We start from the raw sequence: 25841 nt of genomic DNA, 5'->3' as shown, positions 1-25841 counted from the left end.
ACGTCCCTCGTGATTCAGGGGATTTACTCGTCAGGCATTAAACCTCAGTTTTTAGCCGAAGTTTCAGACCTACCCTCAGGCCTGCTGACGACGACGCATCAGCGCAGCGCCCAATGCCAGTCCAAGCACACCCAAACCGATTGCCGGAGCAGTCATAACACCGGTATGCGCCAAGGGAGTCTTCGGCGAAGGAGTGGTACTGGTTGAAGGGGAAGGAGTGGCCTCGGTCGTCGACACAGAGGGAGACGGGGTCACCGTGGTAGCCGGAGGAGTCGTGACGGACGGTGTCGGAGGAGTCGTACGCAGCTGTCCCTCGACATTGCCCCAGCCAACGGTCTCAACTTTGATTTCCTTCTTCGCGGTCACTCCGTTGACATCAGCGGTGTTATTGAAGGAGTTACCAATCTTGAGTCCCTCTGGAGAATTAAGCTCGGTGTAGTACTTGAGCTCATAGATCGCATCATCGTTGGAGTTCGGGAAAGAGGCAACGAAGCCAGTCGAGGTTTCGGTCAAGGTGAAAGTACCACCGTTGATCGCCTCACCGACCTTCACCCGTGAAGAAGGATGCGCGTGGTAGGGGTCCTTCTTGTAGGCCTCTGTACTATTCCACTTCAGCAAGCGAGTATGCTGCCAAGCATTCGGATCCGTTGACGGATCATTGAAGAGCTTGTAACCACCATGAGCGGTATCGAAGGTGTCCGTCACCGAAATAACGGGCGCTTGGATCGATTTTGCAGGAATATGAATTTCCCAGGTGAAGCGCTCATTGTGTCCGTCGTGGAGCTGCCAACCATACTTCCACGGGCTCGGAGGCACCCAAGCCTCCTTGTTCACCACAACGTTGCCATTGGGAATATCGGCTTTGATCTCCACTTTGTGGTTGATCTTGAAAGTCAAGGACGCATCCGTAGTCGTCGAAGCCATATCCGCACGAACGTGGATATCACCCTTCGCGTTTACGTGCGTATTCACGTAGTCCGTAAACGTACAGGTGACCGTCTGCCCAAGACCGAAAGGCACCGTACAGTTCAAAGCAACTCCGCCGGTCTTCTTATCGGTGACGTCGAAGGTCGCGTTACGGGTACGCAATTCAGCCGGCAGGTCGATGGTCAGAGTATCGCCCTGCTTCACGCTCTTACCGCTGGTATCGAAGGTCAGATCGGCCGAGAAGTAATCCCAAAGCCGATTTGGCCCATTGGGACTAAATTCATTAGCAACATTGACGCTGGTGATGATTCCATTCACTTCAGCCGCCGAGGCCGCCGGGGCAGTGGGCGCAAAAACGCTGAGCGCGCCGGCGCCGAGCAAAGCGACTGTGAGTGTCCCAGCAAGAGGAACGCGACGCAACTGCGCGCGCGTAGCTTCGTTATTCATGACGTATGTGTCTTTCTGGAGGGATACCGCTTAAGCGGCTAAGCCCTTTCAGGCTAACACTTTCATCTTCAGCTTTGGTCAAGCGATTTTTTCTCAAACAACAATACCAATTTCAGGAAATCCGCAGAATATCAACGATATACGCATTCAATATCAGCGGATTCCCCGATACATTTCTGAATATTCCTGAGTAAATCCCAGTTATTGACACATCGTTAGAGATTCAAAAGCCGGAAGTTACGCAGCACTACAAATTCGCATCTTTCCGGCTACATACAACTGACCACCAGCACATATTCGTGCAAAATCGCAAAATAACGCTGCTTCTAGGTAAAGTTGTGGGCCCCACCCACAAGGATGGAGCCCACAGTTCAGCTGTTACTTCTCTACAGAGAAGTGCGCCTCGTTCAGACTTAGGCCTGCTGACGACGACGCATGAGCGCGGCACCCAATGCTAGTCCCAGTGCACCCAAACCAATCATCGGAACACTCATAACACCTGTACGGGCCAAGGGAGTATTAGGCGTAGGAGCGGTGCTGGTGGAAGGGGAAGGGGCCGCCTCGGTTGTCGACTCAGAGGGCGATGGGGTCACCGTGGTAGCGGGAGGAGTCGAGGTCGAGGGAGCGGGAGGAGTCGGGCGATTCTCACTCGAGAGGTCACCCCAGCCAACCGTATCGATCGCGATACTGTGCTCAGCGGTCATCCCATTGACATCAGCCTTGTTATTGAAAACGTTTCCGGGCTTCGCATCTTCAGGAGCATTCAGCACCGTGTAGTACTCGATCATGTAGTACGCATCGCTGTTCGAGTTCGGGAAAGAAGCAACGAACCCGGTCGAGGTCTCGGTCATGGCAAAGGTGCCACCATTGACCGCACCTCCAACCGGAATGCTCTCGTTGTACTTCTGGTAACTGGGGTCAGCCTTGAATTCCGCAAGCGAATTCCACTTGAGCAAGCGGGTACGCTGCCAAGCATTCGGATCCGTTGACGGATCATTGAAAAGCTTGTAACCACCATTAGCGGTGTCGAAAGTGTCAGTCACCGAAATAATGTTGGAGCGTATTTTACGCTCTGGGATGAAGACCTGCCAGGTAAAGCGTTCCTTGTGGCCTTCATGAAGCTGCCAGCCGTTCTTCCACGGAGTATCAGGAGCATACCCAACTGCATTCGGAACGACGTTGCCATGCTCAATATCTGCAGGCAGCGTAATGTCATGACTCAACTTGAACTCAAAGTGCGTTGAAGTGGTCGGGCGCGTAACGTCCGCCAGGACATGGATATCGCCCTTTATGTTGATGTGGTTATCTGCGTAGTCCGTAAACGCACAGCGCAGCGTCTGTCCCTCGCCATCGGGAATGACACACTTCATTGCGACGCCACCGGTGTTCTTATCTGTAACGTCAAAGGAAGCAGCACGAGTACGCAAGTCACTGGGAAGCTGAATTGTAATGGTGTCAGTTTCGGCAACTTCCACACCAGTCGTATCGAAGCTGAAATCCATGGTGAAGTTATCCCACACATGGTTGGGGCCATCCGGAGTCGAACGGTTTTTCATCACGACGTTCTTGACGACCTGATCAACCGCAACGGGATAGTGATCAGCAGCTTGCGAAGACGAAGCGGTAACAACAGACATCACGCTGGCTCCGGCAAGCGTGCATGCAAGAGCACCGGCAACCGAAACGCGACGCACGCGCACGCTTGTAGCATTGAAAATCATGAAGTTATTTCTTTCTGGAGGGTTGTCACAAGAGTGACCGAACACTAAAAGATTATCACGCCAACATCCAGCCTCAACTCAGGTTACACCGTGAATAACATCAGAATTCTTGGTCATTTTCTGCGGATTCTCAGAAATTTTTTCAGACAAATACCGATGTATGTTGAGCTACGTCATAAAGAGTCTCCAGGCTACCCCCTAGAGCATTTTGCGTACAAAATGATTCGACCGGTGTCTCCGCACGGAGACACCGGTCAATCAGACTAGCGAGAAATTAAATTACTGTGCGCGTCGACGCGAAAGCATTGCGCCCAGCGTGCCAGCCAAGGCACCGGCGAGAAGGACAATCGCAGCACTTGCACCCGTATGGGCCAGAACCTTAGGAGCTTCAGTCGAGGTTGAAACACTGGGCTCAGGCGTCGTGGTAGACGGAGTGGGTTCAGGCTCAGGCGTCGTGGTAGACGGAGTGGGTTCAGGCTCAGGCGTCGTGGTAGACGGAGTGGGCTCAGGCGTCGGCGTCGTAGTGGACGGAGTGGGCTCAGGCGTCGGCGTCGTAGTGGACGGAGTGGGCTCAGGCGTCGGCGTCGTGGTAGACGGAGTCGGCGAAGGCGTCGTAGTGGACGGAGTCGGCGAAGGCGTCGTGGTAGACGGAGTCGGCGAAGGCGTCGTAGTGGACGGAGTCGGCGAAGGCGTCGTGGTAGACGGAGTCGGCGAAGGCGTCGGCGTCGTGGTAGACGGAGTCGGGCTCGGCGTCGTGGTAGACGGAGTCGGGCTCGGTGTCTTCTTCTTATCTGCATCGACATCGCCCCAACCGGCGGTGTTAATGACGATACTCTTCTCAGCAACTTGCTCATTAACGACAGCAGTGTTCTTGAAAGCACTGCCGACGCTTGCGTTCGCAGGAACCTTCAGTTCTGTGTAGTACTTGAGCAGGTAGTAAGCATCGCCACCCGAGTTCGGGAAAGATGCGACAAAACCGTTAGCAGTCTCCGTCATGGTGAAGGTGCCGCCATTGATGGAGCCACCAACGTCGACCTTTTCAGCAAAATTCTCACGCTTCGGGTCGTTCTGGAAGTCTTCCAGCGAATTCCACTTCAGAAGACGCGTACGCTGCCATGCACCATTCGGATCATTGAAAAGACGGTAGCCACCGTTGGCGGGATCAAAAGTATCGGTCACGCTGATGGTGCTTGCATGGTTTTGGCGCTCAGGGATGTAGACCTCCCACGTAAAGCGCTCATCATGCCCGTTGTGAAGCTGCCAACCATCCTTATAGGCCGTCGCAGGCGCATGAGCATTAGCTTTCGGGACAATCTTGCCATTAGGCATGGGTACAGGAAGGGTCACCGTGTGATTCACAGTGAAGCTCAAATTTTCACTTGAAGATTCGGCGGCTGTTTCACCAACCAAGTGGATCTGACCCCTCGCATTTTCATGCGTCTTCATATAGTCGGTGAAAATGCAGGTAAGCTCAGGCCCTTCGCCAGAAGGAACCGAGCACCGAAGCGCTACGCCACCGGTCTGAGCATCAGTCACATCGAAAGAGGCCTGACGGGTCCTCAATTCCTTGGGAAGCTTAATGGTAAGCGTGTCATTTTCGGCTACAGTCTTACCGGTCGTATCGAAGGAGAAAACGGCACTGAAAGAGTCGAAGACATTGTTGGGACCATTTGGATGCGAGGTATTCTTGATCGACGCATCGGTAACCACATTGACATCCGCGGCATGCGCGACGCCGTTCGAGGTCATCACACCGACAGCAGCTCCAGCACCAACTAGCGTACAAGCGACTGCCGTTGCTCCCCAAGAACACAGCGGGCGAACGCGTATCACTTTAGAGTTCATCACAAGTTATCTTTCGTTGAGAACGTCGAACTGTATTGAGGCAATTTGAATGCTAACACAGCAACGTACAGCCTAAGTTCAGAGATTTCTCACACTTTCTACATTTTCCTGATATTGCAAGGAAAACTCCTAATTAATAAGGCGCGAGGCGAGTATTATTCTTCCGCAATACTCCTATGCGGATGAAAGCCATACGACAAATCCAGATCCTTATAGAAAACGTGGCTGGTGCAAAAATACGCACCAGCCACGCTCACGATCACCGATCAATCATTGCGCCCGACGGGCAATGAGTGCGGCTCCTGAAATTCCAAGTAACACCATCAAAAGTCCGATCAGCGCAACGTCACTTCCCGTACGGGCAAGAACCTTTTGAGGAGGCAAACTTGCGCTTGTTGACGAAGTCGGTGATGGACTTGTCGTCGAGGCTGTGGGTTCCGGCTCAGGAGTCGTGGTAGACGGAGTGGGTTCCGGCTCAGGAGTCGTAGTGGACGGGGTCGGCTCAGGCGTTGGCGTCGTTGTAGACGGGGTAGGCTCAGGCGTTGGCGTCGTTGTAGACGGGGTCGGCTCAGGCGTTGGCGTCGTAGTGGACGGGGTAGGCTCAGGCGTTGGTGTGGTCTTTTGATCTGCATCCAAGTCTCCCCAACCAGCAGTCTTAATGGCAATAGTATTCTCAGACTTTTGCCCATTCACAACCGCTGTATTTGCAAAAGTACTGCCAACCTTCGCATTAGCTGGGACATTCAGAACCGTGTAGTACTTGAGAACGTAGTACGCATCACCCTTAGTATTTGGGAATGAAACACGGAAGCCATCCGCCGTATCCGTCATCTGGAAGATCCCTCCATTAATTGCACCTCCTACCGAAACACTCTCCGCAGGACGTTCATGGTTGGGATCCGCTTTAAAGTCTTCCAGCGAATTCCACTTCATAAGGTGGGTACGCTGCCACGCATTTTCACTGCTCATATCATTGAAAAGACGGTAGCCACCGTACGAGGAATCAAAAGTGTCATTGACCGTTATGGTGTTTTCACCAATATGCCGCTCAGGAATGAAGATCTCCCACGTGAAGCGGTCAGGATGACCATCATGCAGCTGCCACCCGTACTTATACGGCGTCTCCGGGGCGAAACCTATTTTGGGCTTGACAATTGCCCCATGATCAAGGGACATCGGAATATCAACTGAGTGATTAATCGTCGCATGAAGCACTTCACTTGTCGTTTCTTTCACCGAATCTGCGACAAGGACGATATTTCCCCTAGCATTTATATGAGTTGCCATGAAATCAGTGAAAACACAGGTCACTTCTGGACCTTCAGCTGCAGGAACAGTGCAGCGCAGCGCAACACCACCCGATTCCATATCGGTCACATCGAAAGAAGTACTCCGAGTTCGCAGCTCCCTGGGGAGCTGAATATTAAGAGTATCGTTCTCAGCGACCGTCTTTCCGGTTGTATCAAAAGTAAGCTCGAGCTTGAAATTGTCGTAGACGTGGTTCGGACCGGCTGGCGTAGACGTATTAGTAATCTTCGCTCCCGTCACGGCATCAATTTGAGCGGCCTCTGCAGATTGGTCACTTGTCACAACCCCCAGCAAAGAACTCACACACACCAAGGCGCCTGCCGCCCCGATCGCAAGCCATGAGGGAACCCGTAAAGCACGCTTCATATCTGACTCCATAACACGATGCACCTCTTCAGCAAGGTAAAAATCTCAGATCCTCAAATACTAGCACTGACTATATACAGATAAAATTAAGTAAAAATTGAGAAATGCCCCAAAAGCTGAGTAATTACATAAAAAGAAGCTCGGTAGATCACATAATTATGGCAACTAAGACGTCTCAGATCTCAGACAATATTCAGTTTTGACTCGGATCCAAAGCCATGTGAGAATCTTTAATCCTGGCCGCGGGAGTGAAAGCCATCACGACACCAGCAAGCACTGACAGAACAACGAAGATATACATGGCAGCTTCGACACCCACGATGGAGGCAAGAAGACCTGCAGCGACCGATCCCAGGGGCATCACTCCCCACACCGCGAAACGGAAGGTTGCATTCATACGCCCAAGCATCCACTTAGGGCAAATTTCCTGCCGCAAACTCATCTGCGTCACGTTGTAGATGGTAATGAAATAGGAGTAGACAATTGCCGCGCCAGCGATGACCCAGTCCGCAATCTCGGGCACATGAAGTGCCGCCGGCTGCAAGACAAGGATCGAGACTCCAATGACGTAAGTGATCACAATGCAACGCCCGATCCCTAGGCGCCCAAGCCACAGGGAACGAGTCATCGCGCCAAAAATGCCGCCAATCGCTCCCGCACTCAGAAGTACCCCTAGTTGCGTCGCATTCATGCCCAGTGTTCGAAGCACCAAAATCGGCAAGAGAACTCGCAACCCTGAACCCGTAAAAGCAGCAAAGGAGATACACGAGAACAGGGGAAAAAGCAGACGCTCGTGTCGAACGAAGCTCAACCCCTCGCGGATTTGCGCAAACAACGAAGCACTAGGGCGCTCGGGTTTAGGCTCAGGTGTTCGAATTCGCCAAATCGCCACCGTCGAAAACACGTACGTTGCTGCGGTAAATACGTAGGCAAGCGGAGGCGCAAAGACCCCCAAAAGCCAGCCACCTAAACCAGGGCCACCCGCAGCACCAACCTGGTACGAGGCCTCGAGCCGGCCATTCGCAGCCGCGATGTACCGCGTGGAGGCAATTGCTGGAACATAGGACTGATACGCAACATCAAAGAAGACTGTCGCAAGCCCTAAGAGCGCAGCAACGATCATCAGGTGCGTGAGCGTAAGCGTAAACCACTCATATGCGATCGGAATTGAAATCAGCGCAAAAACTCGCGCTAGATCAGAAACAATCATGACCCGGCGTTTACGCCAGCGATCAACCCAGGCACCTGCAGGAAGACCGATGAGGAGAAATGCGAGTGTCTGTAAACCGCTGAGAACACCGATTTCAGACTCCGAAGCGTGCAATAGAGAGATAGCGATTGCCGAGGTTGCAAGAGTGGCAACTTGGAAACCAAACTCCGCAGCGGTCTGGCCAGCCCACAGGTGCATGAAAGCAGAATTGCGCGTGAGAGGATGGTTCAGCAACCGCCCAATCACCCTGTTCACTTCTTTTTCCCCGTTCTGCTCTGCCTGCGTCTTTCACTCACCCGATGCCACGACCGTGTGCCCGGGTAGCCTTCTGAATAGAGAATACACAAAAACGGCCTGAGAGCAAGCCGTTTTGCATTTCAGTGCCCCCGAGACGATTCGAACGTCCGACACCCGCTTTAGGAGAGCGGTGCTCTATCCCCTGAGCTACGAGGGCGCACCACCATAGGGTATCACCCACCTCTTCGTTTCTCAGACTCTCAAAAAAGAATGTAGACACGTAAGCGGCGACACCCGAAGATGTCGCCGCTATTAAAAACGCATCGTCAGCGCCTACTCCACTCCTGCGAAGGATCGGGCAAGAGGTCGTGATGCTTCGAAGGAACAACCATTACCGGACAGGTCGAGTGCGCGATCACTGTCTGCGAAGTTGACCCCAGCAAGATGCCGGCAAAGCCACCACGGCCTCGGGTACCGACGACAACCAAATCAACGGCAGTCGAGAACTCAATGAGCAACGATGAGGGGGACCCGTCCAAGGCATGACGAGCAACCTTGCGCTGGCGTCCATCTAAGGCCGCATCAACAGCGTGATCAAGCCCCTCCTTGACATCCTTGAGGAGCTTGTCGCGATCAATATTGGCTGGCAACCAGGCCATCATCGTCGTACCCGTCGTCATTGGGACTGCGGCAACTGCGGTCAGGCGGGCGTCCCAGAGCTCGGCCTCGTCAACCGCACGCTTGAGCGCCGAGGTCGCACCTTCGGAGCCATCAGAGCCAACGACGATTCGCTCAACGGGAGTAAAAGCCTTACCCGAGGTGTGACGGGGCACAATGACAACCGGGCAATGAGCATGAGCAGGAAGTGCGGAAGAGACAGTTCCCAGGAGGCGGTCGGCGAAACCGCCACCACCGCGCGAGCCAACGACAATCAAGTCGACTTCGCGGGACATGTCGATAAGAATTCCCGCAGGGTCACCAGCTTCGACGAGGCCGTGAACATCAGGAGCGCCGATTTCCTTTGCCAGGTCAACGCCTTGCTTGACGATCTGCGAGGCGCCTTCTTTAAGAGCCGCATCGTCGAGGACCGCATATCCGCCATCTAGGGTTGCCGCGGCATACGATGCAACGGCATAAGTACAAATAATGTGAAGTCTGCATGAGCGAAGCTTTGAACGCTCTGCGGCCCACTTGACTGCTGCGAAGCTCTCCTTTGAGCCATCGACACCGACCAAAATCACTTCTGATGTCCCCATGACTACCTCCTCGTGATTACGTCACCACTATTTTGCCCTATTCACACGTGAAATGTCAGTACTTCAGTGATTCCACAGCGAAAAACTGAATATCACGGAGCGCGGGCGGATATAGAAAAGGGGCCGCCGAAGCGACCCCTTCCCTATCACACAAAAACTCAGTAGCGCACGAAGCTGTAGTTGCCCCACAGCGGCTGGACCTTAGTCACAGAACCGGGGGTGGTAGCCTCGACGACCATTCCGTTACCTGCGTAGATACCCACGTGACCGTAGGCGTGCCACACGAGGTCACCAGGACGCGCTTCAGAAGCGGAGACGAAGGTGCCCGCCGCGCCCTGCGCACCAGAGGTACGCGGAATGGAGATACCTGCACGAGCGTAGACGTACTGGGTGAAGCCAGAGCAGTCGAAGCCCGCGGGGGTAGAGCCACCGTAGACGTAAGGAATGCCGGTGAGAGACATTGCGATCGACACAATGTCGTTACCTGAAGGGTTCACCGCTGCAGACGAAGTGGCAGAAGCGCCAAGATCCGCGCGAGTGTAATCACGCGAAGCAGCATTCGTCGTTGCAACAGGAGCCGGAGCTTCAGCCGAAGCAGAAACTTCGTCACTAGCAGACCAGGCGATATCCGGGACCGAAACCGTCGTAGGCAGAACGGTCGCGGTGTTGTTCGAAGTATCGACTGCGGCATCATGGACGGCGGGGGCTGCGGTTGCAGTTCCACCGACGACAGCGGTCAGAGCGAGTCCAGCGGCCGACGCAGCAGCGGTGCCACGAAGCGGTGTCTTGAACGCGGTGAGCGTGTCAGCCAAGTCGAAAACAGGGGCCATCGGGCGGCGTGCCTTGCGGTGCCGCGGCGCGGGCTTACCAGTTGTCACAAGTAATCTCCTCTTTGACCTGCGAGGTGAGCTGTCGGGTTCGGGCGGGAGAGCCCGGCTTGGTTTCCCAAGCTTCACCCCAAGACCCAAGGGTCGTAAGTGGTTTCCCCGCGTTGAACCTTCGTCTTACCTATTTCTTCGCGGTTCAACCTCGGTTAACGAAGAACGGTCGGCCAGTGCGGCCATGTATGAGTTTATCGTACTGACCCTGAAATGTCACGCCAATGTAACGAAACGATGACGAACATATTACAGGTTTCCTTAAGGTTTTGCAGCTTACTTTCAGAATTACTGGTCAGGGAGCTTAATTAAGCGTGATGAAAAGGTGTGGAGCAAGCGTCAAAGGCAGTTGAACGGCCTGGCCGGGCGCCGATTCCTTCCCATCATTGGTGTGAGTTACCTCAAGAACGACCTCGCGAGGGTCAGCTTCGAAGTTAATCCGAGCCCCCGGACGAACTCCGCAGCGTGCGAAGGCATCCAGCACTTCGGTCTCCGCCTGGATGGGTTCACCGATTCGGGTGACCGTTCCAGAGGTGGACTCCCCCATTCGCAATGCCAGTTCCATCGAAATGCCGTCTGACACCCCATCCGTTCCAGGAATCGGGTTTCCGTAGGGATCGGTCGTCGGGTTATGAAGAATTTCGCCGAGGCGCTGCTCGACTTGGTCCGACATGACGTGCTCCCAGCGACACGCTTCCTCATGGGTGTGGGCCCAATCCAAACCGATGACATCAGTCAAAAGACGCTCAGCAAGGCGATGCTTGCGAACAACTTCAATGGCGCGCTCACGCCCCAGAGCCGTCAGTTCTAGCCGCCGGTCCCCCATGACATGCACGAGGCCGTCACGTTCCATTCGTCCAATTGTTTGCGAAACCGTGGGGCCAGAGTGTCCCAATCGCTCGACAATTCGAGCGCGAAGAGGCGTAACACCGTCTTCTTCAAGCTCAAAAATCGTCTTGAGATACATTTCGGTGGTATCGATCAGATCGCTCACGATTCCTCCATAGGTAGTTTCTGACCTCAGAGTACATATTTCCGTGCCATGGTGTTCATTAGCTTAGAAAACCGCGCGTCACGGGGAGTCAGGTGAACAACTTCGACATCAATTGAGATAAGCCAATGTTGCTAATTCCCCATATAGGGATCGTAATGAGCATTCGGGTTCTCAATTTCAATGGGGTGCGCACCCGCGCGAACATGCAGATGGATATCCCACCGTTTCATACACACCGCTGCCGCAATAATCGTCACGATCAGGGTCGAAACTGAACCCACCCAAATCGAGGCACGAGCATCAATCACCTGACCAATCCACCCCACAAAGGGAGCACCGATAGGTGTCGACCCCATAACGACCATGCCGTACAGGGCCAAAACTCGTCCACGCACGTCTTCCGCAGTCGTCGTTTGAACTGCAGCATTTGCCGAAGTGAGCATGGTAATCATGGCAAAACCCGTAGGAACGCACATGATCCCATAGGTTTCATAAGTGGGAGTGAATGCCAGAATCGTTGATACAACGCCCAATGCAATAGTTGAGCCAACGACCAAACGAAGACGCGGAAGCCTCCGCCGCGCAGCAAAAAGTGCCCCAGAAAACGATCCGACCGCAATCAGTGCGCTCAACATACCGTACTGGCCCGCTCCCCTATGAAATACCGTTGTCGCCATGACAGCCGTCGTGAGCTGCTGGTTTAAGGCCAAAGCCGAAGCAAAACCAACTACAACAATGATCAGAATGAGATCGGGACGGCCTCGTAAATACACAAGCCCCTCACGCAACTGCCCTTTCTTCCGAGGAACCGGCCGACGAGGCACTAAATCTTTATGGCGAATTGATGTCGTGAACATCGCGGCAATCAGGAACATTCCCGAGTTCACAAAAAAGACCCAGGCCTCGCCCACCCAATCAATCATCAGGCCCGAAATTGCGGGGCCTACCAGACGGGCAAAATTAAAAGCAACGGAGTTGAGCGCTACAGCATTCGTAATCGATGAAGCGGGGACAAGCTCGGAAACAAAAGCCTGACGCGCAGGAGAATCAAAAGCCGCAGCGACTCCCCCGCCAAAGGCTAAGCCATAGACCAGCCACAGATGCGCATGCCCCGTAAAAACCATGATTCCCAAAAGGAGTCCAAAAACGCCAAAGGATGTCTGGGTGACCTGGATGATTCGTTTGCGATCGAGACGGTCGACCACGACGCCCGCATAGGGACTCAAAAGAAGAATGGGGAGGAACTGGAGAGCCGTGACGACACCGACTTGGAAAGACGAGTTCTGCGTCAATACGGTCAGAACAAGCCAGTCCTGAGCAACGCGCTGCATCCACTGGGCAGAAGCAGCCAGCACATTGGCGACAAACCAATGCCGGAAACTCCGGTACTCAAATGACTGAAAAGTTCGTGACACAAAAGCCCCCACATCGCTCGACACTGCTTTTGAGGATACGCCCAAATACACGTGTGGGGGCCGACACATGCCAGCCCCCACAAAAGGTGAATAACGGATCAGGCTCCCAAAGCGGCCCGAATCGGTCCCAAGAGGAAGTAGACCACGAAGAGGATCGAGGTCAGCCACATCAGCGGGTGGATCTGACGAGCCTTGCCCAGGGTGATCTGAATGACCGTGTAGGCGATGAAGCCAACGCCGATACCCACCGAGATCGAGTAGGCGAAGGGCATGAAGGCGATGGTCAAGAAGCCGGGGATTGCATACTCCGGGTCCTTCCAATCAACCTCAAGAACCTGAGCCATCATGAGGAAACCAACGAAGACCAGAGCGGTCGAGGCGGCCTCGGTCGGAACAAGCTGAACCAGGGGCGAAAGGAAGGTGGACAGCAGGAAGAGGACACCGGTGACAACCGAGGCCAAACCAGTACGTGCACCCTCACCAACACCGGCGGTCGACTCAATGTAGGAGGTGTTCGAAGAGACACCACCCAGACCACCTGCAGCAGCAGCCAAGGAGTCAATGAGCAGAATGCGGCTGGAGTGAGGCGGGTTGCCGCCTTCGTCCAGAAGACCACCCTCGGCACCAACAGCAACCATCGTGCCCATGGTGTCGAAGAAGTCTGCAAGCATCAGCGAGAAGATCAGCAGAACAACCGAAACAACGCCAAGCTTCCCGAAAGCTCCGAAGAAGTTGATTTGGAAAAGCGAGTTAAAGCTTGGAATCGAAATCGGAGAGCCGCTCAGAGCCGGAATGGTCTGTCCCCAACCGGTCGGAGAGCCCTCACTGCGCACGGGAAGGTGGACGAAGAGCTGGAGGATCGCGGCCAAAACCGTCGAGGTGATAAGGCCGATGAGCATAGCGCCCTTAACCTTGCGCACGTACAAGATGATGGTCAGACCAAGGCCAACAACGAAGACTAGGGTCGGCCATCCCTGCAGGGAGCCGTTAATACCGAGCTGAACCGGGGTTGCGCCTGCACGAATAATGCCCGCGTTGATCAGGCCAACCAGGGTAATAAAAAGACCGATACCTACAGAGATAGCGGTCTTGATCTGGTACGGGACTGCGCGGAAGACCGCGTCTCGGAACCCTGTTAGAACGAGAAGGGTAATGAGGATACCCTCCCAGAAGATCAAGCCCATGGCTTCTTGGAAGCTCAGGCCCGAACCAAGGACCAGGGTGAAGGCAACGATTGCATTGAGGCCAAGACCTGCAGCCAGTGCCAGCGGGTAGTTCGCAACGACACCCATGAGAATGGTCATGATGCCGGCGACAAGTGCGGTGCCTGCAGCAATTCCGGCGGGGGTAATGGAGCCGTCTTGAGGCAGAGCGGCGGAAAGAATTGAGGGGTTAACAACAAGGATGTAGGCCATTGCGAAGAAGGTGACCACGCCACCTCGGATTTCGCGACCAATTGTGGATCCACGTTCAGTGATGTGGAAGAAAGTGTCAAGGGGATTCAGTGGCTTTGCGCTCGTTGGCGCTTTCTCTTGTGTGCTCACTCCCCACATATTCGCTGAAAAAACACTCAAAGTGAAGCGCTTATCATCCAGCGAGATGCACTTTGATTTCCCGGATTGACCTGCTTATAGTTCTTATTTAGAACCAGTTTCGTTTTCAGGACCCGATTCGCTCAGATTCAACAAGGAAATCGTTGATACGCGAGGGGCGAACTGGCCAATCCGTTCCATTGTTCGGCACATCAGTTTCCGAGTGCGCACCGCAAGTGTGATCCAAACTCACAACACAACCATCATCTTGCGCCCATTCATTTGCGCAGACGCCAAAGACCAGGCGCATCGAACCGGACATCTTCATAAGGAAGCCGCAGGTCGAACACGTCTGCTTGGGACGACGGCCACGCTTAGGACCGCGTTCCGAGGCATACCAGCGCTTTGCAGCATCGTCGTGACCTTTATCAGAGAGAACGCGAACGCGCCCCAATCCCAGCTCACGGTCCGTAGGCAAATCCGGATCTTCTCCGGTGTCCTCAAGCCCCGAAATCAAGCGATCATCATCGTCACGGTACGGCAGTACATCCTCGCGGCTCACATCACCCGGCTGCAGGCGGTCCTCCCACGGGAGCCACTCGGGTGCCAAAAGTGCGCCGGAACCGGGTACCAAATCAACTTCGCACACCGTGATCTTCCGCGAGCGCGGAACGCGCGTCAAAGTGACCGACCAACGCCAGCCGACGTAACCGGCATCGTTACAGGCAAAGTAGTGAGTGCCAAGGCGCTCGGCATCCATTTCGAAAGAGAGGTGCTCTCCTACCGAGGCTTCTCCCCCAACTTCGACCGCGTTTTCACGCGCAAAGTCCACCGCTTGAGCGAGCTGCTGATCCATTCGCCCACGCGCGGACGCAGTTTTTTCAGGCATCAAAATCCTCTGCAACGGCCCGCATGACCTTCGCGATCTTTGCGGCGTTTTCCGGGTAGTGTCCGCGGCGCAAAGATTCAGAAGAGGCATCGAGCAGTTTAATTAAGTCTTCGACGACGGGCACCATAGTTTCGGGCTTGCGTCGTTGGGCACGCGCCACGGAGTGCGGCGTGGAAATAATACGAACCGACAGCGCCTGCGGCCCCTTGCGCCCATCGGCAACTCCGTATTCAACACGGGTTCCGGGACGAGGCGTCACTCCTTCAGGCAGCGCGGAAGAGTGCAGGAAAACCTGACCACCGTCTTCTCCCATAATGAAGCCAAAACCGCGCTCAGCATCAAAAAACTTCACCTTACCAGTGGGCATCGTACGCACTCCTTCCTGTGTCATCGGCTAAGGACGTATCCTCCATCATAGATGGCGCGTCAATCAAACGCTTCTTAGTCGTAAACTAGTGGCTATGTTTTACCACGCTTTCCGCTCTCGTTGTATGGCTTTTCTCGCCGCGCTTGCTACGGTGCTTGTCGCGACGTGTCTACCGGCCGGAATTGCGCGCGCCGATTCACCGGTGACCGTAACAACAAACCTGACGGATACGGCCTCGTTCCTGTCTGAAAACTCAGTTCAATCCATTAATCGCGAACTGCGCGCCCTTCAAAGAAAAGGTCTGGATACCTACATCGTTGTAGTCCCAGATTTTTCAGGAACAGCCCCTCTCGAATGGTGCAATACAGTCGGCACCCAATCGGGCCTATCGAGTTCTTCGCTGGTCTTAGTGATTGCAACGCAAGAACGACAGACTGCCACCTGCGGCAATTCAAATCAAAAAGGGATCAGTGACGCGACGGTTGTGAGCGCATTCTCGGGATTAAGGGAAGTGCTGAGCAAGGCAGATCCTCTGGATGAATCAACTTTAGCTACTGGCCTCAGCCTTTTCGTCACCGAACTGGAAGTGGGAGTAACAACTAAATCCATCACGGCCTCGCCGACGGCAACCAAGTCCGCCGCGACGACTTCTCACAGTTCCAAGCGAAACTCGAACTCACTGGCCATGGCCATCGGCGCAATGGCTCCCTTCCTTCTGCTTCCCGTTATCATCCTCGTAATTCTGTTTATCATCATGCGTTCTCAACGCAAGACACACAAAAATGTCGTCCGTAATCAGGCTCAGGAGCATGTTCAGCAGACCTTGGATCTTGCACGCCTTCTGCTGGACGCAGATGACATCGTTCGATCGAGCGACGACGAAATCCAATTCGCCCGGGCTCAATTCGGCCCCGAGTCTGTCAAGTCCTACTCTGCAGCGCTTGAAACGGCGCGAGCACTGGTTAATAAGGGTTTCACCATGCAGCGCGAGAATGAGGATGGAAGCCACCCGCGTTCTCCCTACGAATTCCAAGAGTTTGTCGGGAAACTCAACGTCGCAATGAACCAGTTGGTTGCGGAGAAGAACGCTTTCACTCAGCGCCGTAACCAGGTTGCAAATGTCGGCCAGCAAGCCCGCGAGTTGCTCGAGATGATTGCGCAGACTCGTACTCAGGTGGATCAGGCTGAGAAGGACCTTCAGACCCTCCAGCTCGCCTATTCTCCCGAGGCCGTCGCCTCCCTCAAGGAACGTCCCAACCAGGCCCGCGCGCTCTTGGATCAGGCCGAAAGCAGTGCAAACGAGGCTCTAGCAAACGAGAGCAATGGCCAGAACGCGCTTCAGATCCTCGAAGTTGCGCGTCGCGCTTTGGCGCTGGCACGCCATCAGCTGGAAGCCATCACTCAAGCTCCCGATCAGCTTTCGCGTTCTTCGGAGCTTTTGACCGCTGCAATCGGTTCAATCACCTCGGATATTTCTGATGTGACTCGCCTTCACGCGGATCCGATCGCATTCCAGCAGCTGGTTGCCTCCGCTCAAGAAGCAATTAACGCTGGCAATGCCGCGCAAAACGGGAAGGGCGATCCTTTAGTCGCGCTTGAATCCCTGCGTGTTGCGGAAGCCGCCCTTGACGAGGCCTTGGCTCCCTTACGTAGTGCAGAAGAGCGCAGCCAACGTGCTGAGTCAGGAATTGATGCACTTTTGGCACAGGCTGATTCCGATGTCGCACGCGCAAGCCAACACGTCACAAGCCACGGCACGCTGGTTGGTTTCGATGCGCGCTCAAATCTGTCCTTCGCGCAGTCCTCGCTTCAAAGTGCTCACTCCTATCACGACCAAGGCAATGATGAGACCGCTGCCGGTCAAGCGCGAAACGCAATCACCTACGCGCAGGCGGCAATCAATGCTCCCCTGATCACTCCGCAACGCTCCACAACGGGTGATTCCATTGTCAACGGGATCGGAATGGGCAGCATGCTTGTGTGGTCCGTCTTGAATGGAATGCTCAATGGAGGAAGTTCACGTCGACATGATTGGGGCGGGGGCGGTTCCAGTTGGGGTGGTTCCAGCGGAGGAAACTTCGGCGGAGGCTTTAGTGGCGGCTTCGGCGGAGGCGGCTTCGGCGGTTCCAACGGATCAGGTCACACCGGATCTTTCTGAAATAGGATATAGTTCAACCATAATTTTTCCCGCTTCCCAAAGGAGGAAACAATGGCGGAAAAGCAAACCATTCTTGGACGTATTTCTCAGCTCGCAAAGGCAAACATCAATGCGCTCCTCGACCGCGCCGAGGACCCTCAGAAGATGCTTGATCAGTTGATTCGTGACTACACGAACTCGATCGCAGAAGCTGAGACCGCAGTTGCACAGACCGTTGGCAACCTCCGCTTGGCCGAGAAGGACCACGATGAGGACGTCGCAGTAGCCGAAGATTGGGGACGCAAGGCAGCCGCAGCCTCGGCAAAGGCAGAGGAAATGCGCGCAGCCGGCGACCAGGCCGGCGCACAGAAGTGGGACGATCTGGCCCGCGTCGCCATCGGCAAGCAGATCCAGTTCGAGGGCGAAGCAAAGACCGCTGAGCCACTGATCGCTTCTCAGCGCGAGGTCGTCGACAAGCTCAAGAACGGGCTGGTCCAGATGAAGGACAAGCTCAGCGAGCTCAAGACCAAGCGTGATCAGCTGGTGGCACGCCAGAAGGCCGCCGAGGCACAGGCTCAGGTTTCGGATGCAGTTGCCTCGATCAATGTTCTTGACCCCACTTCCGAGCTCTCACGCTTCGAGGACAAGGTTCGCCGAGCCGAGGCGATGGCCCAGGGCAAGGCTGAAGTTGCGACCTCCTCGTTGGACTCACAGTTCGCAGAGCTGGAGACCGATTCTTCGCAGGCTGAAATCGAAGCTCGTCTTGCGGCACTGAAGCAGCAGAACTGATTAACAGCATAAAAATGTGGGCCCTGATTTAGGGCCCACATTTTTATATGTCAGAGGTAATCGAAGGGGTCGAAGTCGTCGATATCGATGATGTGAATACGTGGAAGCTGCACTTGGAATGCGTGCGCATCGTATTCAAGGTCAATGACTTCAAGGCCCAAATCTTCCAATTCGTGGAACTGGCTGGAGAGGAACTCCTTGAAACACATAATCCCGACGCGGTGTCCACTTTCAAGCAAATCCTGAATTTGCGGCAGAAAATCGGCGTCGTGAGAAGCCAAAATAACTGAGCCCGATCCCTGCTCTGCAATGGCTTCAAGGGTGCGTTGAATACCGACATCAACGACCTTCATGTCGTCTGGACCAGCTAGGGGAAGAGCGCGGTAACCCATTGCATGGAGCGCTTGAATAAAGCCCATGGGAAGGTAACCTGAGGTTCCATTGAGGTAGAAAAGGCCGCGCACTTGCTGATGCCAGAGTTGCTCGGTTGCTTCACGAATGCGATCCCAGCGGGGACGCTCATCGGGAGTTGGGCGGCGATCCAGAACGGAAAGCCCAAGTGTGGCATCGATGTTTTCACCATCGATCAGGAGATATGTCGCTTCTGCGTCAGGGGGATTCATAGTCCAATCCTATACTTTCGCGCATCGACACATACGTGAGTTAAGAGGGAAGTCCTCATCGCGAGGCGCCTGAGACACAAGAGGCCGGGACCGCAGATGGCGGCCCCGGCCTCTTGTGTCTCAATACCTTGAGACTACTTCACATCCTCGTCAACCCAGTCGAGAGTACGGGTGACGGCCTTCTTCCACAGACGGTAGGTGCGATCGCGTTCTGCAGGAGCCATTGAAGGACTCCAGCGCTTGCCTTCCTGCCAGTTGGCGACGACATCGTCGGTGCCCGACCAGAAGCCAACAGCGATACCCGCAGCGTAAGCAGCACCCAGTGCGGTGGTCTCAATGACCTTCGGCCGAACAACATCAACGCCGCACAGGTCAGCCTGGAACTGCATGACCAGGTCATCGTGCGTCATGCCGCCATCGACCTTGAGTTCCTTGAGAGGAACACCGGAGTCAGCATTCATTGCATCCAGGACTTCTGCGCTCTGGAAAGCGGTGGATTCCTCAACCGCGCGAGCAATGTGGCCCTTGTTGACGTAACGCGTCAAGCCGACGATTGCACCACGCGCATCGGAACGCCAGTACGGTGCGAAAAGACCGGAGAATGCGGGGACGAAGTAGACGCCACCATTGTCTTCGACCGTACGTGCCAGTTCACCGATATCGGAGGACTTCACGATCATGCCCAGGTTGTCACGCAGCCACTGAACCAGTGAGCCGGCAACAGCGATCGATCCTTCCAAGGCGTAAACGGGAGCCTGATCACCGATCTTGTAGGCAACCGTCGTGAGCAAACCATTGTTGGAGAACACGGGCTCGGTGCCGGTGTTCATCAGCATGAAGCATCCGGTGCCGTAGGTGTTCTTCGCCATGCCCTTTTCGAAGCAAGCCTGGCCAAAGGTTGCAGCCTGCTGGTCACCAAGGATGCCCGAAATCGGCGTATCGATGAGCAGACCGTTCTTACGGCCATAGCCGTAAATCTCCGACGAGGACTTGATCTCAGGCAGCATCGACATGGGAATGCCGAAAATCTCGCAGACATCTTCGCGCCACTGAAGGGTGCGGATATCCATGAGCATGGTACGCGAGGCGTTGGTGACGTCAGTGTAGTGAACGCCGCCGTTCACGCCGCCCGTTAGGTTCCACAAAACCCAAGAGTCGGTGTTGCCAAAGTAGAGATCGCCGGCCTCGGCGCGCTCGCGCGCACCCTCTACGTTGTCGAGGATCCACTTAATCTTCGAACCGGAGAAGTAGGGAGACAACCCAAGGCCACAAATCTGGCGGAAGCGGTCGGGGCCTTCATCACCTTCGAGTTCCTTGACGATGTCGGAGGTACGCATGTCCTGCCAGACAATCGCGTTGTAAACGGGCTCGCCGGTGTTCTTATCCCACACGACGGTGGTTTCACGCTGGTTGGTGATGCCGACGGCCGCCAGTTGGTGACGGTTAATTTCCGCTTTCTGCAGTGCATCAGCGACGACCTGACGCGTGGTATCCCAGATCTCGATCGGGTTGTGCTCAACCCAACCGGGGTTCGGGAAGATCTGGGTGAATTCCTTCTGCCCCACGGAGACAATCTCACCGGAGTGATTGAAGATGATTGCTCGGGTTGAAGTCGTACCCTGATCGATTGCCATGACGAATTCTTTAGTAGTCATGAGTTTCCTTTCGAAAGTAGTGTCACGTCGTTGTGTTTACTCAGACAAGGACGAGGAAGTAGAGGACAGTGCCCAACACAGCACCAATGATGGGGCCGACAACGGGAACCCACGAGTATGCCCAGTCAGAGCCACCCTTACCCTTGATCGGCAAAATCGCGTGAGCAATACGAGGGCCGAGGTCACGCGCGGGGTTGATCGCGTATCCGGTGGGGCCACCCAAGGAGTTGCCGATGACGACGACGATGAGGGCAACGCCAAGCGGGCCAATCGCAGTCTCGGTGTTGCCGGAGACAAAGACCCAGAGGATAAGGACAGCGGTGCCGATGGCCTCAGTGACGCAGTTCCAAGCGTAGGAACGAATCTCGGGGCCGGTAGAGAAGACACCGAGCTTCAGAGCAGGATCGCAATCCTCATCGAAGTGCTTCTTGAAGGTCAGCCAGCACAGGACAGCACCGACAAACGCACCGAGGAACTGGGCAATGATGTAGACGGCAACGTTCGAGCCAGTGACAAGAACAGCTCCGGCCTTATCTGCCGAAACGCCATTGAGAGTCCAGCTGGGATCAAAGAGGTAGGCGACAACCTTTGCAATGGTGACTGCGGGGTTCAGGTGTCCACCGGTACGGACAGCGACATAAACACCTGCAAATACTGCAAGTCCCCATCCGAAGTTGATCATGAGCCAACCGCCACCCTTGCCCTTGGACTTGGGCAGCAGATTCGTGGCAACGACGCCGCCACCAAGGAGAAGAAGTACTGCAGTTCCAAGGAACTCAGACCAGAAGACCTGCGCCGTTGTCACCGGAATTGAGGTGTCAAAGGCTGGGAGAATTGTTGCGAGCATATTTCCCTAACTTTCTCCGTCGCGTCTTCGCGACGGGGCCATTGGCGGGATTTCACCGCCATGCAAGTACCACCAGACCACCCTCATTCGAAGATGCGTTGTGGATCACGTTTAGTATCTCATTTGTTACCCTTCACCCCAAATGGAAGAACGTATGTTCATGCATTTGGGTCAACCTGTGGACAAGTACACCATGTGGAAGCTGCTTCGCCTATAGGCAAATTGGTGACTAAACAGCTACGAGTGCGTGCTCATGGATGGCATACTAGGAAATGTGACAATACGTGATGAACAGGCCCACGAAGCGGCCTCGATGTATTACCTGCAGGGGCAGACGATGGAGACCATCGCCCGCCACCTCGGTGTTTCACGTTCGTCTGTTTCACGCCTACTGACCTACGCTCGAAACTCCGGTCTGGTGCGCATCTCCGTTGCTGCGACCCCAGGAAACCGTGGTTCTCTCTCGGGCCAAATTAACGAAATATTTGGAATTCGGACATCAGTCGTTCCTGTTCATGATATTCACACGGAAGTGAATCGACTGCACAATGTTGCACGAGTAGCCGCTGAACGCCTTGTGGATATGCTCAAGCCCGGAGACACACTTGGAATTGCATGGGGAAACACGACCTCTGAGGTCACCCGATGCCTCCCCCGAGTGAATCTCCCGGGTTCAACAGTGGTGCAACTTAATGGCGCTGCAACTGCGACAGAATCTGGTGTCCCCTATGCGGATGCCATCATTTCTCGCGCAGCTACTGCCTTGGGTGCCCGAATGGTTCACTTCCCCGTCCCCGCTTTCTTTGACTTCGCAGAAACAAAGGAAGCACTGTGGCGTGAACGTTCGGTAACCTCGGTGCTTGCGACGATTGATTCGGCAAATGTCGCGCTCTTCGGAATCGGCTCCCTTTCTGCTCGACTTCCATCGCGCGTCTATTCGGGAGGATTCTTGGATCCCGATGAAATTTCGCATGCACAAGAAGACGGCGTTGTTGGGGATGTCTGCACGGTCCTTCTGCGTGAAGATGGATCGACGGATATGGATCTGAACAAACGCGCATCTGGGCCAAGCCCAGCAACGCTGAGGAAGATTCCCCGTCGCTTAGCCGTGGTGGCAGGTGCATCGAAGGCACTACCACTACTGGGCGCACTCCACGCCGGTGTCATCACCGATCTTGTTTTGGATGATGGCGCTGCGCGTGAGCTCCTAGATTTGGTTCGCCACCGCACCCACGCCTAGCCCACACCTGTGACGCTTGAACACTGCGCTTCCAGGTAGTATCCACCAGCACTAAGGTGCACTCTCTACATACAAAGGCGACCGGCCTCGTCAAGTAACGAAAGCCGGCCGCCTTTTTACGTACTCAGCCCAGGCGCTTCACCAAGGGGAAGGGGATCGTTTCACGGATTCCCTGTCCAGTCAGCACCATCAGCAGGCGGTCGATACCCATGCCCATACCGCCGCAGGGCGGGAAGCCCTGTTCCATGGCAATAAGGAAGTCCTCGTCCAGAACCATGGCTTCGGGATCACCATTGGCAGCGGCCAGAGCCTGCGCTTCAAAACGCTGGCGTTGGACAACGGGATCAGCGAGTTCGGAGTATGCCGTTGCGGTCTCAAAACCACGAACGTACAGGTCCCACTTCTCAGTCAATCCCGGACGCGAACGGTGGTACCGGGTCAGCGGAGAAGTATCCTCGGGGAAGTCATAGACGAAGGTCGGTGCCCACAGCTTCGAGGCAACGAGCTCTTCGAAGATATCCTCGACGATCTTGCCGTTTACTGCGTAATCATCAACTTCAATACCGATCTGATCGGCGTACTTGAGCAGCTTTTCACGAGGTGTATCCACCGTGATCTCTTCACCCAAAACCTCTGAGGTCGAGCCATACAGGTCGATGTGGTCCCAATCGCCCGAAAGGTCATACTCGGTGCCGTCAGCAAGAGTGACAACTTCCTGGCCTTCGGGAAGATCAAAGGCATCGCGAGCAGCCTGCTGGATCAGGTTTCGGGTTAGAGCAGCCATTCCGTTGTAGTCGGAATAGGCTTCGTAGGCCTCCAGTGAGGTGAATTCGGGGCTGTGAGAGGAATCCATACCTTCGTTGCGGAAGTTACGGTTCATCTCAAAGACGCGATCCACACCACCGACAACTGCGCGCTTGAGGTAGATCTCGGTAGCAATACGCAGGTAGAGGTCCATATCCAGCGCGTTCATGTGCGTGATAAAGGGACGCGCCGAAGCACCACCGTGGATGACCTGAAGCATTGGAGTCTCAAGCTCGATGTAATCGCGGCGGAAGAAATTCTCACGAATGGAACGGTTCACCGCAGCGCGAATACGGATCATATTGCGCGCGGCAGGACGGGTGATCAGGTCGAGCTCGCGGCGACGGATTCGCTGATCTTCCGAAAGAGTAACTTCTTCACCCTCTGCGGTCGTCCATGTCTTAGGCAAAGGACGCAGGGCCTTTGAAGCAATTGCCCACGAGGCGTCAGGAGCAGGAAGGGCAGTCGGGGCCGCATCGTAAGCAGCTTGAGCTTCCTCAGTCACTTCAGCCGGGGTAGCGAAGATCGACAGTTCACCACGCTTGGAGGAAATCACGCGACCGTGAACGTAAAGGAAGTCACCCAGGTCGACGTCGTTTTTGTACTGAGCCAGCGACTCTGCACCAACCGAGGCGGCAGAGAGCATCACCTGGATTTTGTTACCCGCACCATCCATGAGGGTTGCAAAGCAGAGTTTTCCACCGTTACGTGCCAAAACCACGCGGCCAGAGAGAGCAACGATGTCATCGGTCTCTTCACCGGCTTCCAGATGGCTGTACTTTTCACGGACCTTTGCAATGGTCGTGGTGAGAGGAAGCTTCACAGGGTAGGCAGGAATCCCCGCCTCCATAAGGCGTGCACGCTTGGCAGAGCGGATTTGTACTTGTTCAGGGGTATCGTCAACAGGCGAATCAGTCATGACTTCAATGGTAGCGAAAGTCAGCGATTAGTCACGCCCATGCGTATGAGCGGATTGAAATTCACACACCCGAACTTTTCAAGCCCAAGCTTCGGGCGTGGGGCGAAGACTCAGGGACCTGTCCCAGAGCGCTCCCCTCTTCGATAATTCGATTCTGCGCATCAACGAAAACGACACTGGGCGTTACAGAGCGAACCTGGGATTCGGGAACCTGAGCATAGGCCATAATGATGACCAAATCATCCAGGTTCACCAGATGCGCCGCGGCCCCATTGAGCTGAATGACACCGCTCCCCCGCTGACCTGCAATTGTGTACGTCGATAGGCGCGATCCGTTGTTCACATCCGCGATATCCACTTTTTGGCCGGGAACAATATTGGCCGCATCCAGGAGGTCTTCGTCGATGGTAATTGAGCCAACATAATGCAAATCGGCTCCAGTTACTCGTGCACGGTGAATCTTTCCGATCACCATGGTCCGAGTCATTTCACTCATGACGTGCGCCTCCGGCAACAGAAATAACGACATCCGCGTTATCGATCAAGCGAGTCGCCCCAACCCGCGCAGCAAGAAGAATCCGAGCGCGAAGGCTTCCCTGCGTTGTCGCAGCTTCCAGCACCTTCTCACGAGTTTCCTTCTCAACCTGCTCTGCGGCACTTCCTGTCCCCGCAAGCAGGGTGAAATCGTCATCGTCCACGATCGCAACGTAATCGGGTACGACTCCCTCTTCGGCCTCGAGAACAGAGGCTGCTGCACGCAAAACTTCGTCAAGAGGAACACCCAAAGCCGCTGCAGCGCGGGCCTCGTCAATCGCGCGCGACAGGGAACGGGCATGCACGCGTTCTTCCTCACTGAGGTACTGATTACGCGAAGACAGCGCAACACCATCGCTATCGCGAACAATTTCAACGGCCTGAATGCGCACGGGCATATCCAAGTCGCGAACGAAGGTACGAATAACCGCCAGCTGCTGAGCATCTTTTTGGCCAAAGAGTGCAACATCAGGACGGATCAGATTCATTGCCTTTGAGACGACCAGGGCGACACCAGCAAAGTGCGTCGGGCGGATTGCGCCTTCAAGAATGTGAGCAACCGGGCCAGCGTCGATACGGGTGGTTGCAGGAGTTGGGTAAGCATCAGCGACGGAAGGAGCCCATACAAGATCAGCGCCCACCGTTGACAGGGCCTCCATATCGGCATCCAATGTGCGCGGGTAGGCGTCGAAGTCCTCGCCGGGCGCAAACTGGGTGGGATTCACGAAGATCGTGACAATGACATGATCAGCAAGCTCCTGTGCCTGCCGGACAAGCTCAAGGTGCCCTCTGTGGAGCGCTCCCATTGTCATGACCAGCGCGCGCGTCCCCTCAAGTTGGGATAGTGCTTGCGCAAGCTCTTCGCGGGTATGCGTCAACTGAGGCGTAAAGTTCATATAAC

The 25841-nt window shown here is 54.9% G+C and carries 21 protein-coding genes, 1 tRNA gene and 1 riboswitch; of the genes, 3 read left to right on the top strand and 19 right to left on the bottom strand.

Annotated elements, in window-relative coordinates; all coding sequences use genetic code 11:
- Positions 1 to 75: 75 nt before the first annotated feature.
- The 13 genes from KHW85_RS00745 to KHW85_RS00685 form a co-directional block, all read right to left on the bottom strand.
- Positions 76 to 1374: an Ig-like domain-containing protein gene (locus KHW85_RS00745; RefSeq protein WP_291458372.1), complete on the bottom strand. Its 1299-nt coding sequence runs from the start codon at positions 1372 to 1374 to the stop codon at positions 76 to 78.
- Between the two features lie 413 nt (positions 1375 to 1787).
- Positions 1788 to 3095 (bottom strand): Ig-like domain-containing protein, encoded by a 1308-nt coding sequence (locus KHW85_RS00740; RefSeq protein ID WP_291458370.1) that lies wholly within the window; start codon positions 3093 to 3095, stop codon positions 1788 to 1790.
- 279 nt (positions 3096 to 3374) lie between these two features.
- Positions 3375 to 4940, bottom strand: coding sequence for an Ig-like domain-containing protein (locus tag KHW85_RS00735; protein WP_291458368.1), 1566 nt, complete (start codon positions 4938 to 4940; stop codon positions 3375 to 3377).
- A 270-nt stretch (positions 4941 to 5210) separates the two neighbouring features.
- The gene (locus KHW85_RS00730) at positions 5211 to 6614 is read right to left on the bottom strand and encodes an Ig-like domain-containing protein (RefSeq protein ID WP_291458366.1); all 1404 of its coding nucleotides are present in this window, start codon (positions 6612 to 6614) and stop codon (positions 5211 to 5213) included.
- Between the two features lie 193 nt (positions 6615 to 6807).
- The gene (locus KHW85_RS00725; protein WP_291458364.1) at positions 6808 to 8079 is read right to left on the bottom strand and encodes an MFS transporter; all 1272 of its coding nucleotides are present in this window, start codon (positions 8077 to 8079) and stop codon (positions 6808 to 6810) included.
- Positions 8080 to 8205: 126 nt separating this feature from the next.
- A tRNA-Arg gene (locus KHW85_RS00720) sits at positions 8206 to 8278 on the bottom strand.
- A gap of 109 nt (positions 8279 to 8387) precedes the next feature.
- The gene (locus KHW85_RS00715; protein ID WP_291458362.1) at positions 8388 to 9317 is read right to left on the bottom strand and encodes a universal stress protein; all 930 of its coding nucleotides are present in this window, start codon (positions 9315 to 9317) and stop codon (positions 8388 to 8390) included.
- A gap of 158 nt (positions 9318 to 9475) precedes the next feature.
- Positions 9476 to 10195: a C40 family peptidase gene (locus KHW85_RS00710; RefSeq protein ID WP_291458360.1), complete on the bottom strand. Its 720-nt coding sequence runs from the start codon at positions 10193 to 10195 to the stop codon at positions 9476 to 9478.
- 3 nt (positions 10196 to 10198) lie between these two features.
- Positions 10199 to 10331, bottom strand: a riboswitch (cyclic di-AMP (ydaO/yuaA leader).
- A gap of 168 nt (positions 10332 to 10499) precedes the next feature.
- On the bottom strand, positions 10500 to 11189 hold the full coding sequence (locus KHW85_RS00705; protein WP_156334490.1) for a metal-dependent transcriptional regulator: 690 nt from the start codon (positions 11187 to 11189) through the stop codon (positions 10500 to 10502).
- A gap of 131 nt (positions 11190 to 11320) precedes the next feature.
- Positions 11321 to 12604 carry an MFS transporter gene (locus KHW85_RS00700; protein ID WP_156334492.1) on the bottom strand — a complete coding sequence of 428 codons (1284 nt, stop codon included), beginning with the start codon at positions 12602 to 12604 and terminating at the stop codon, positions 11321 to 11323.
- Between the two features lie 98 nt (positions 12605 to 12702).
- Entirely contained in the window at positions 12703 to 14157 is a 1455-nt protein-coding gene (locus KHW85_RS00695) for an NCS2 family permease (protein WP_156335588.1), read from the bottom strand.
- Between the two features lie 106 nt (positions 14158 to 14263).
- A complete protein-coding gene (locus tag KHW85_RS00690; protein WP_156334494.1) occupies positions 14264 to 15025 on the bottom strand; it encodes a DUF3027 domain-containing protein in 762 nt (253 codons plus the stop codon).
- On the bottom strand, positions 15018 to 15392 hold the full coding sequence (locus KHW85_RS00685; RefSeq protein WP_034251511.1) for a cold shock domain-containing protein: 375 nt from the start codon (positions 15390 to 15392) through the stop codon (positions 15018 to 15020). Before KHW85_RS00685 ends, KHW85_RS00690 begins: the two co-directional genes overlap by 8 nt.
- A gap of 124 nt (positions 15393 to 15516) precedes the next feature.
- On the opposite strand from KHW85_RS00685, the gene KHW85_RS00680 reads away from it, so the two are divergent.
- Both KHW85_RS00680 and KHW85_RS00675 read left to right on the top strand, forming a co-directional pair.
- Entirely contained in the window at positions 15517 to 17550 is a 2034-nt protein-coding gene (locus KHW85_RS00680) for a TPM domain-containing protein (protein ID WP_291458356.1), read from the top strand.
- A gap of 51 nt (positions 17551 to 17601) precedes the next feature.
- Positions 17602 to 18318: a PspA/IM30 family protein gene (locus KHW85_RS00675; RefSeq protein WP_291458355.1), complete on the top strand. Its 717-nt coding sequence runs from the start codon at positions 17602 to 17604 to the stop codon at positions 18316 to 18318.
- A 50-nt stretch (positions 18319 to 18368) separates the two neighbouring features.
- On the opposite strand, the gene KHW85_RS00670 is transcribed toward KHW85_RS00675, so the two are convergent.
- The 3 genes from KHW85_RS00670 to KHW85_RS00660 form a co-directional block, all read right to left on the bottom strand.
- Positions 18369 to 18941, bottom strand: a complete 573-nt coding sequence (locus KHW85_RS00670; RefSeq protein ID WP_291458353.1) for an NYN domain-containing protein — start codon at positions 18939 to 18941, stop codon at positions 18369 to 18371.
- A gap of 134 nt (positions 18942 to 19075) precedes the next feature.
- Entirely contained in the window at positions 19076 to 20596 is a 1521-nt protein-coding gene (glpK, locus tag KHW85_RS00665) for a glycerol kinase GlpK (RefSeq protein WP_291458352.1), read from the bottom strand.
- Between the two features lie 40 nt (positions 20597 to 20636).
- Positions 20637 to 21443, bottom strand: coding sequence for an MIP/aquaporin family protein (locus KHW85_RS00660; protein ID WP_291458350.1), 807 nt, complete (start codon positions 21441 to 21443; stop codon positions 20637 to 20639).
- A gap of 313 nt (positions 21444 to 21756) precedes the next feature.
- Here KHW85_RS00660 and KHW85_RS00655 point away from each other — a divergent pair, with 313 nt between their 5' ends.
- On the top strand, positions 21757 to 22683 hold the full coding sequence (locus tag KHW85_RS00655) for a sugar-binding domain-containing protein (RefSeq protein WP_291458404.1): 927 nt from the start codon (positions 21757 to 21759) through the stop codon (positions 22681 to 22683).
- Between the two features lie 124 nt (positions 22684 to 22807).
- Here KHW85_RS00655 and KHW85_RS00650 read toward each other — a convergent pair whose 3' ends face one another.
- The 3 genes from KHW85_RS00650 to panC all read right to left on the bottom strand — a co-directional run bounded on the left by KHW85_RS00650 (position 22808) and on the right by panC (position 25836).
- The gene (locus KHW85_RS00650; RefSeq protein ID WP_291458349.1) at positions 22808 to 24406 is read right to left on the bottom strand and encodes a lysine--tRNA ligase; all 1599 of its coding nucleotides are present in this window, start codon (positions 24404 to 24406) and stop codon (positions 22808 to 22810) included.
- A 61-nt stretch (positions 24407 to 24467) separates the two neighbouring features.
- Positions 24468 to 24902, bottom strand: a complete 435-nt coding sequence (panD, locus tag KHW85_RS00645; protein ID WP_291458348.1) for an aspartate 1-decarboxylase — start codon at positions 24900 to 24902, stop codon at positions 24468 to 24470.
- A complete protein-coding gene (gene panC / locus KHW85_RS00640; RefSeq protein ID WP_291458347.1) occupies positions 24895 to 25836 on the bottom strand; it encodes a pantoate--beta-alanine ligase in 942 nt (313 codons plus the stop codon). The genes panD and panC overlap by 8 nt, the downstream gene beginning before the upstream one ends.
- Between the last annotated feature and the right edge of the window lie 5 nt (positions 25837 to 25841).

Origin of the sequence: Actinomyces sp. oral taxon 181 (assembly GCF_018370895.1) — a bacterium.
Classification (GTDB): Bacteria; Actinomycetota; Actinomycetes; order Actinomycetales; family Actinomycetaceae; genus Pauljensenia.
The sequence above is the reverse complement of the archived record's forward strand: the minus strand, read 5'-3'. Positions and strand labels throughout refer to the sequence as shown.

Bases quoted from the DNA above. Each gene is read 5' to 3' on its own strand.
- KHW85_RS00745 (WP_291458372.1), bottom strand. From the start codon at position 1,374: ATGAATAACGAAGCTACGCGCGCGCAGTTGCGTCGCGTTCCTCTTGCT.
- KHW85_RS00740 (WP_291458370.1), bottom strand. From the start codon at position 3,095: ATGATTTTCAATGCTACAAGCGTGCGCGTGCGTCGCGTTTCGGTTGCC.
- KHW85_RS00735 (WP_291458368.1), bottom strand. From the start codon at position 4,940: ATGAACTCTAAAGTGATACGCGTTCGCCCGCTGTGTTCTTGGGGAGCA.
- KHW85_RS00730 (WP_291458366.1), bottom strand. From the start codon at position 6,614: ATGAAGCGTGCTTTACGGGTTCCCTCATGGCTTGCGATCGGGGCGGCA.
- KHW85_RS00715 (WP_291458362.1), bottom strand. From the start codon at position 9,317: ATGGGGACATCAGAAGTGATTTTGGTCGGTGTCGATGGCTCAAAGGAG.
- KHW85_RS00695 (WP_156335588.1), bottom strand. From the start codon at position 14,157: ATGTGGGGAGTGAGCACACAAGAGAAAGCGCCAACGAGCGCAAAGCCA.
- KHW85_RS00690 (WP_156334494.1), bottom strand. From the start codon at position 15,025: ATGCCTGAAAAAACTGCGTCCGCGCGTGGGCGAATGGATCAGCAGCTC.
- KHW85_RS00685 (WP_034251511.1), bottom strand. From the start codon at position 15,392: ATGCCCACTGGTAAGGTGAAGTTTTTTGATGCTGAGCGCGGTTTTGGC.
- KHW85_RS00680 (WP_291458356.1), top strand. From the start codon at position 15,517: ATGGCTTTTCTCGCCGCGCTTGCTACGGTGCTTGTCGCGACGTGTCTA.
- KHW85_RS00675 (WP_291458355.1), top strand. From the start codon at position 17,602: ATGGCGGAAAAGCAAACCATTCTTGGACGTATTTCTCAGCTCGCAAAG.
- KHW85_RS00670 (WP_291458353.1), bottom strand. From the start codon at position 18,941: ATGAATCCCCCTGACGCAGAAGCGACATATCTCCTGATCGATGGTGAA.
- glpK (WP_291458352.1), bottom strand. From the start codon at position 20,596: ATGACTACTAAAGAATTCGTCATGGCAATCGATCAGGGTACGACTTCA.
- KHW85_RS00660 (WP_291458350.1), bottom strand. From the start codon at position 21,443: ATGCTCGCAACAATTCTCCCAGCCTTTGACACCTCAATTCCGGTGACA.
- KHW85_RS00655 (WP_291458404.1), top strand. From the start codon at position 21,757: ATGTATTACCTGCAGGGGCAGACGATGGAGACCATCGCCCGCCACCTC.
- KHW85_RS00650 (WP_291458349.1), bottom strand. From the start codon at position 24,406: ATGACTGATTCGCCTGTTGACGATACCCCTGAACAAGTACAAATCCGC.
- panD (WP_291458348.1), bottom strand. From the start codon at position 24,902: ATGAGTGAAATGACTCGGACCATGGTGATCGGAAAGATTCACCGTGCA.
- panC (WP_291458347.1), bottom strand. From the start codon at position 25,836: ATGAACTTTACGCCTCAGTTGACGCATACCCGCGAAGAGCTTGCGCAA.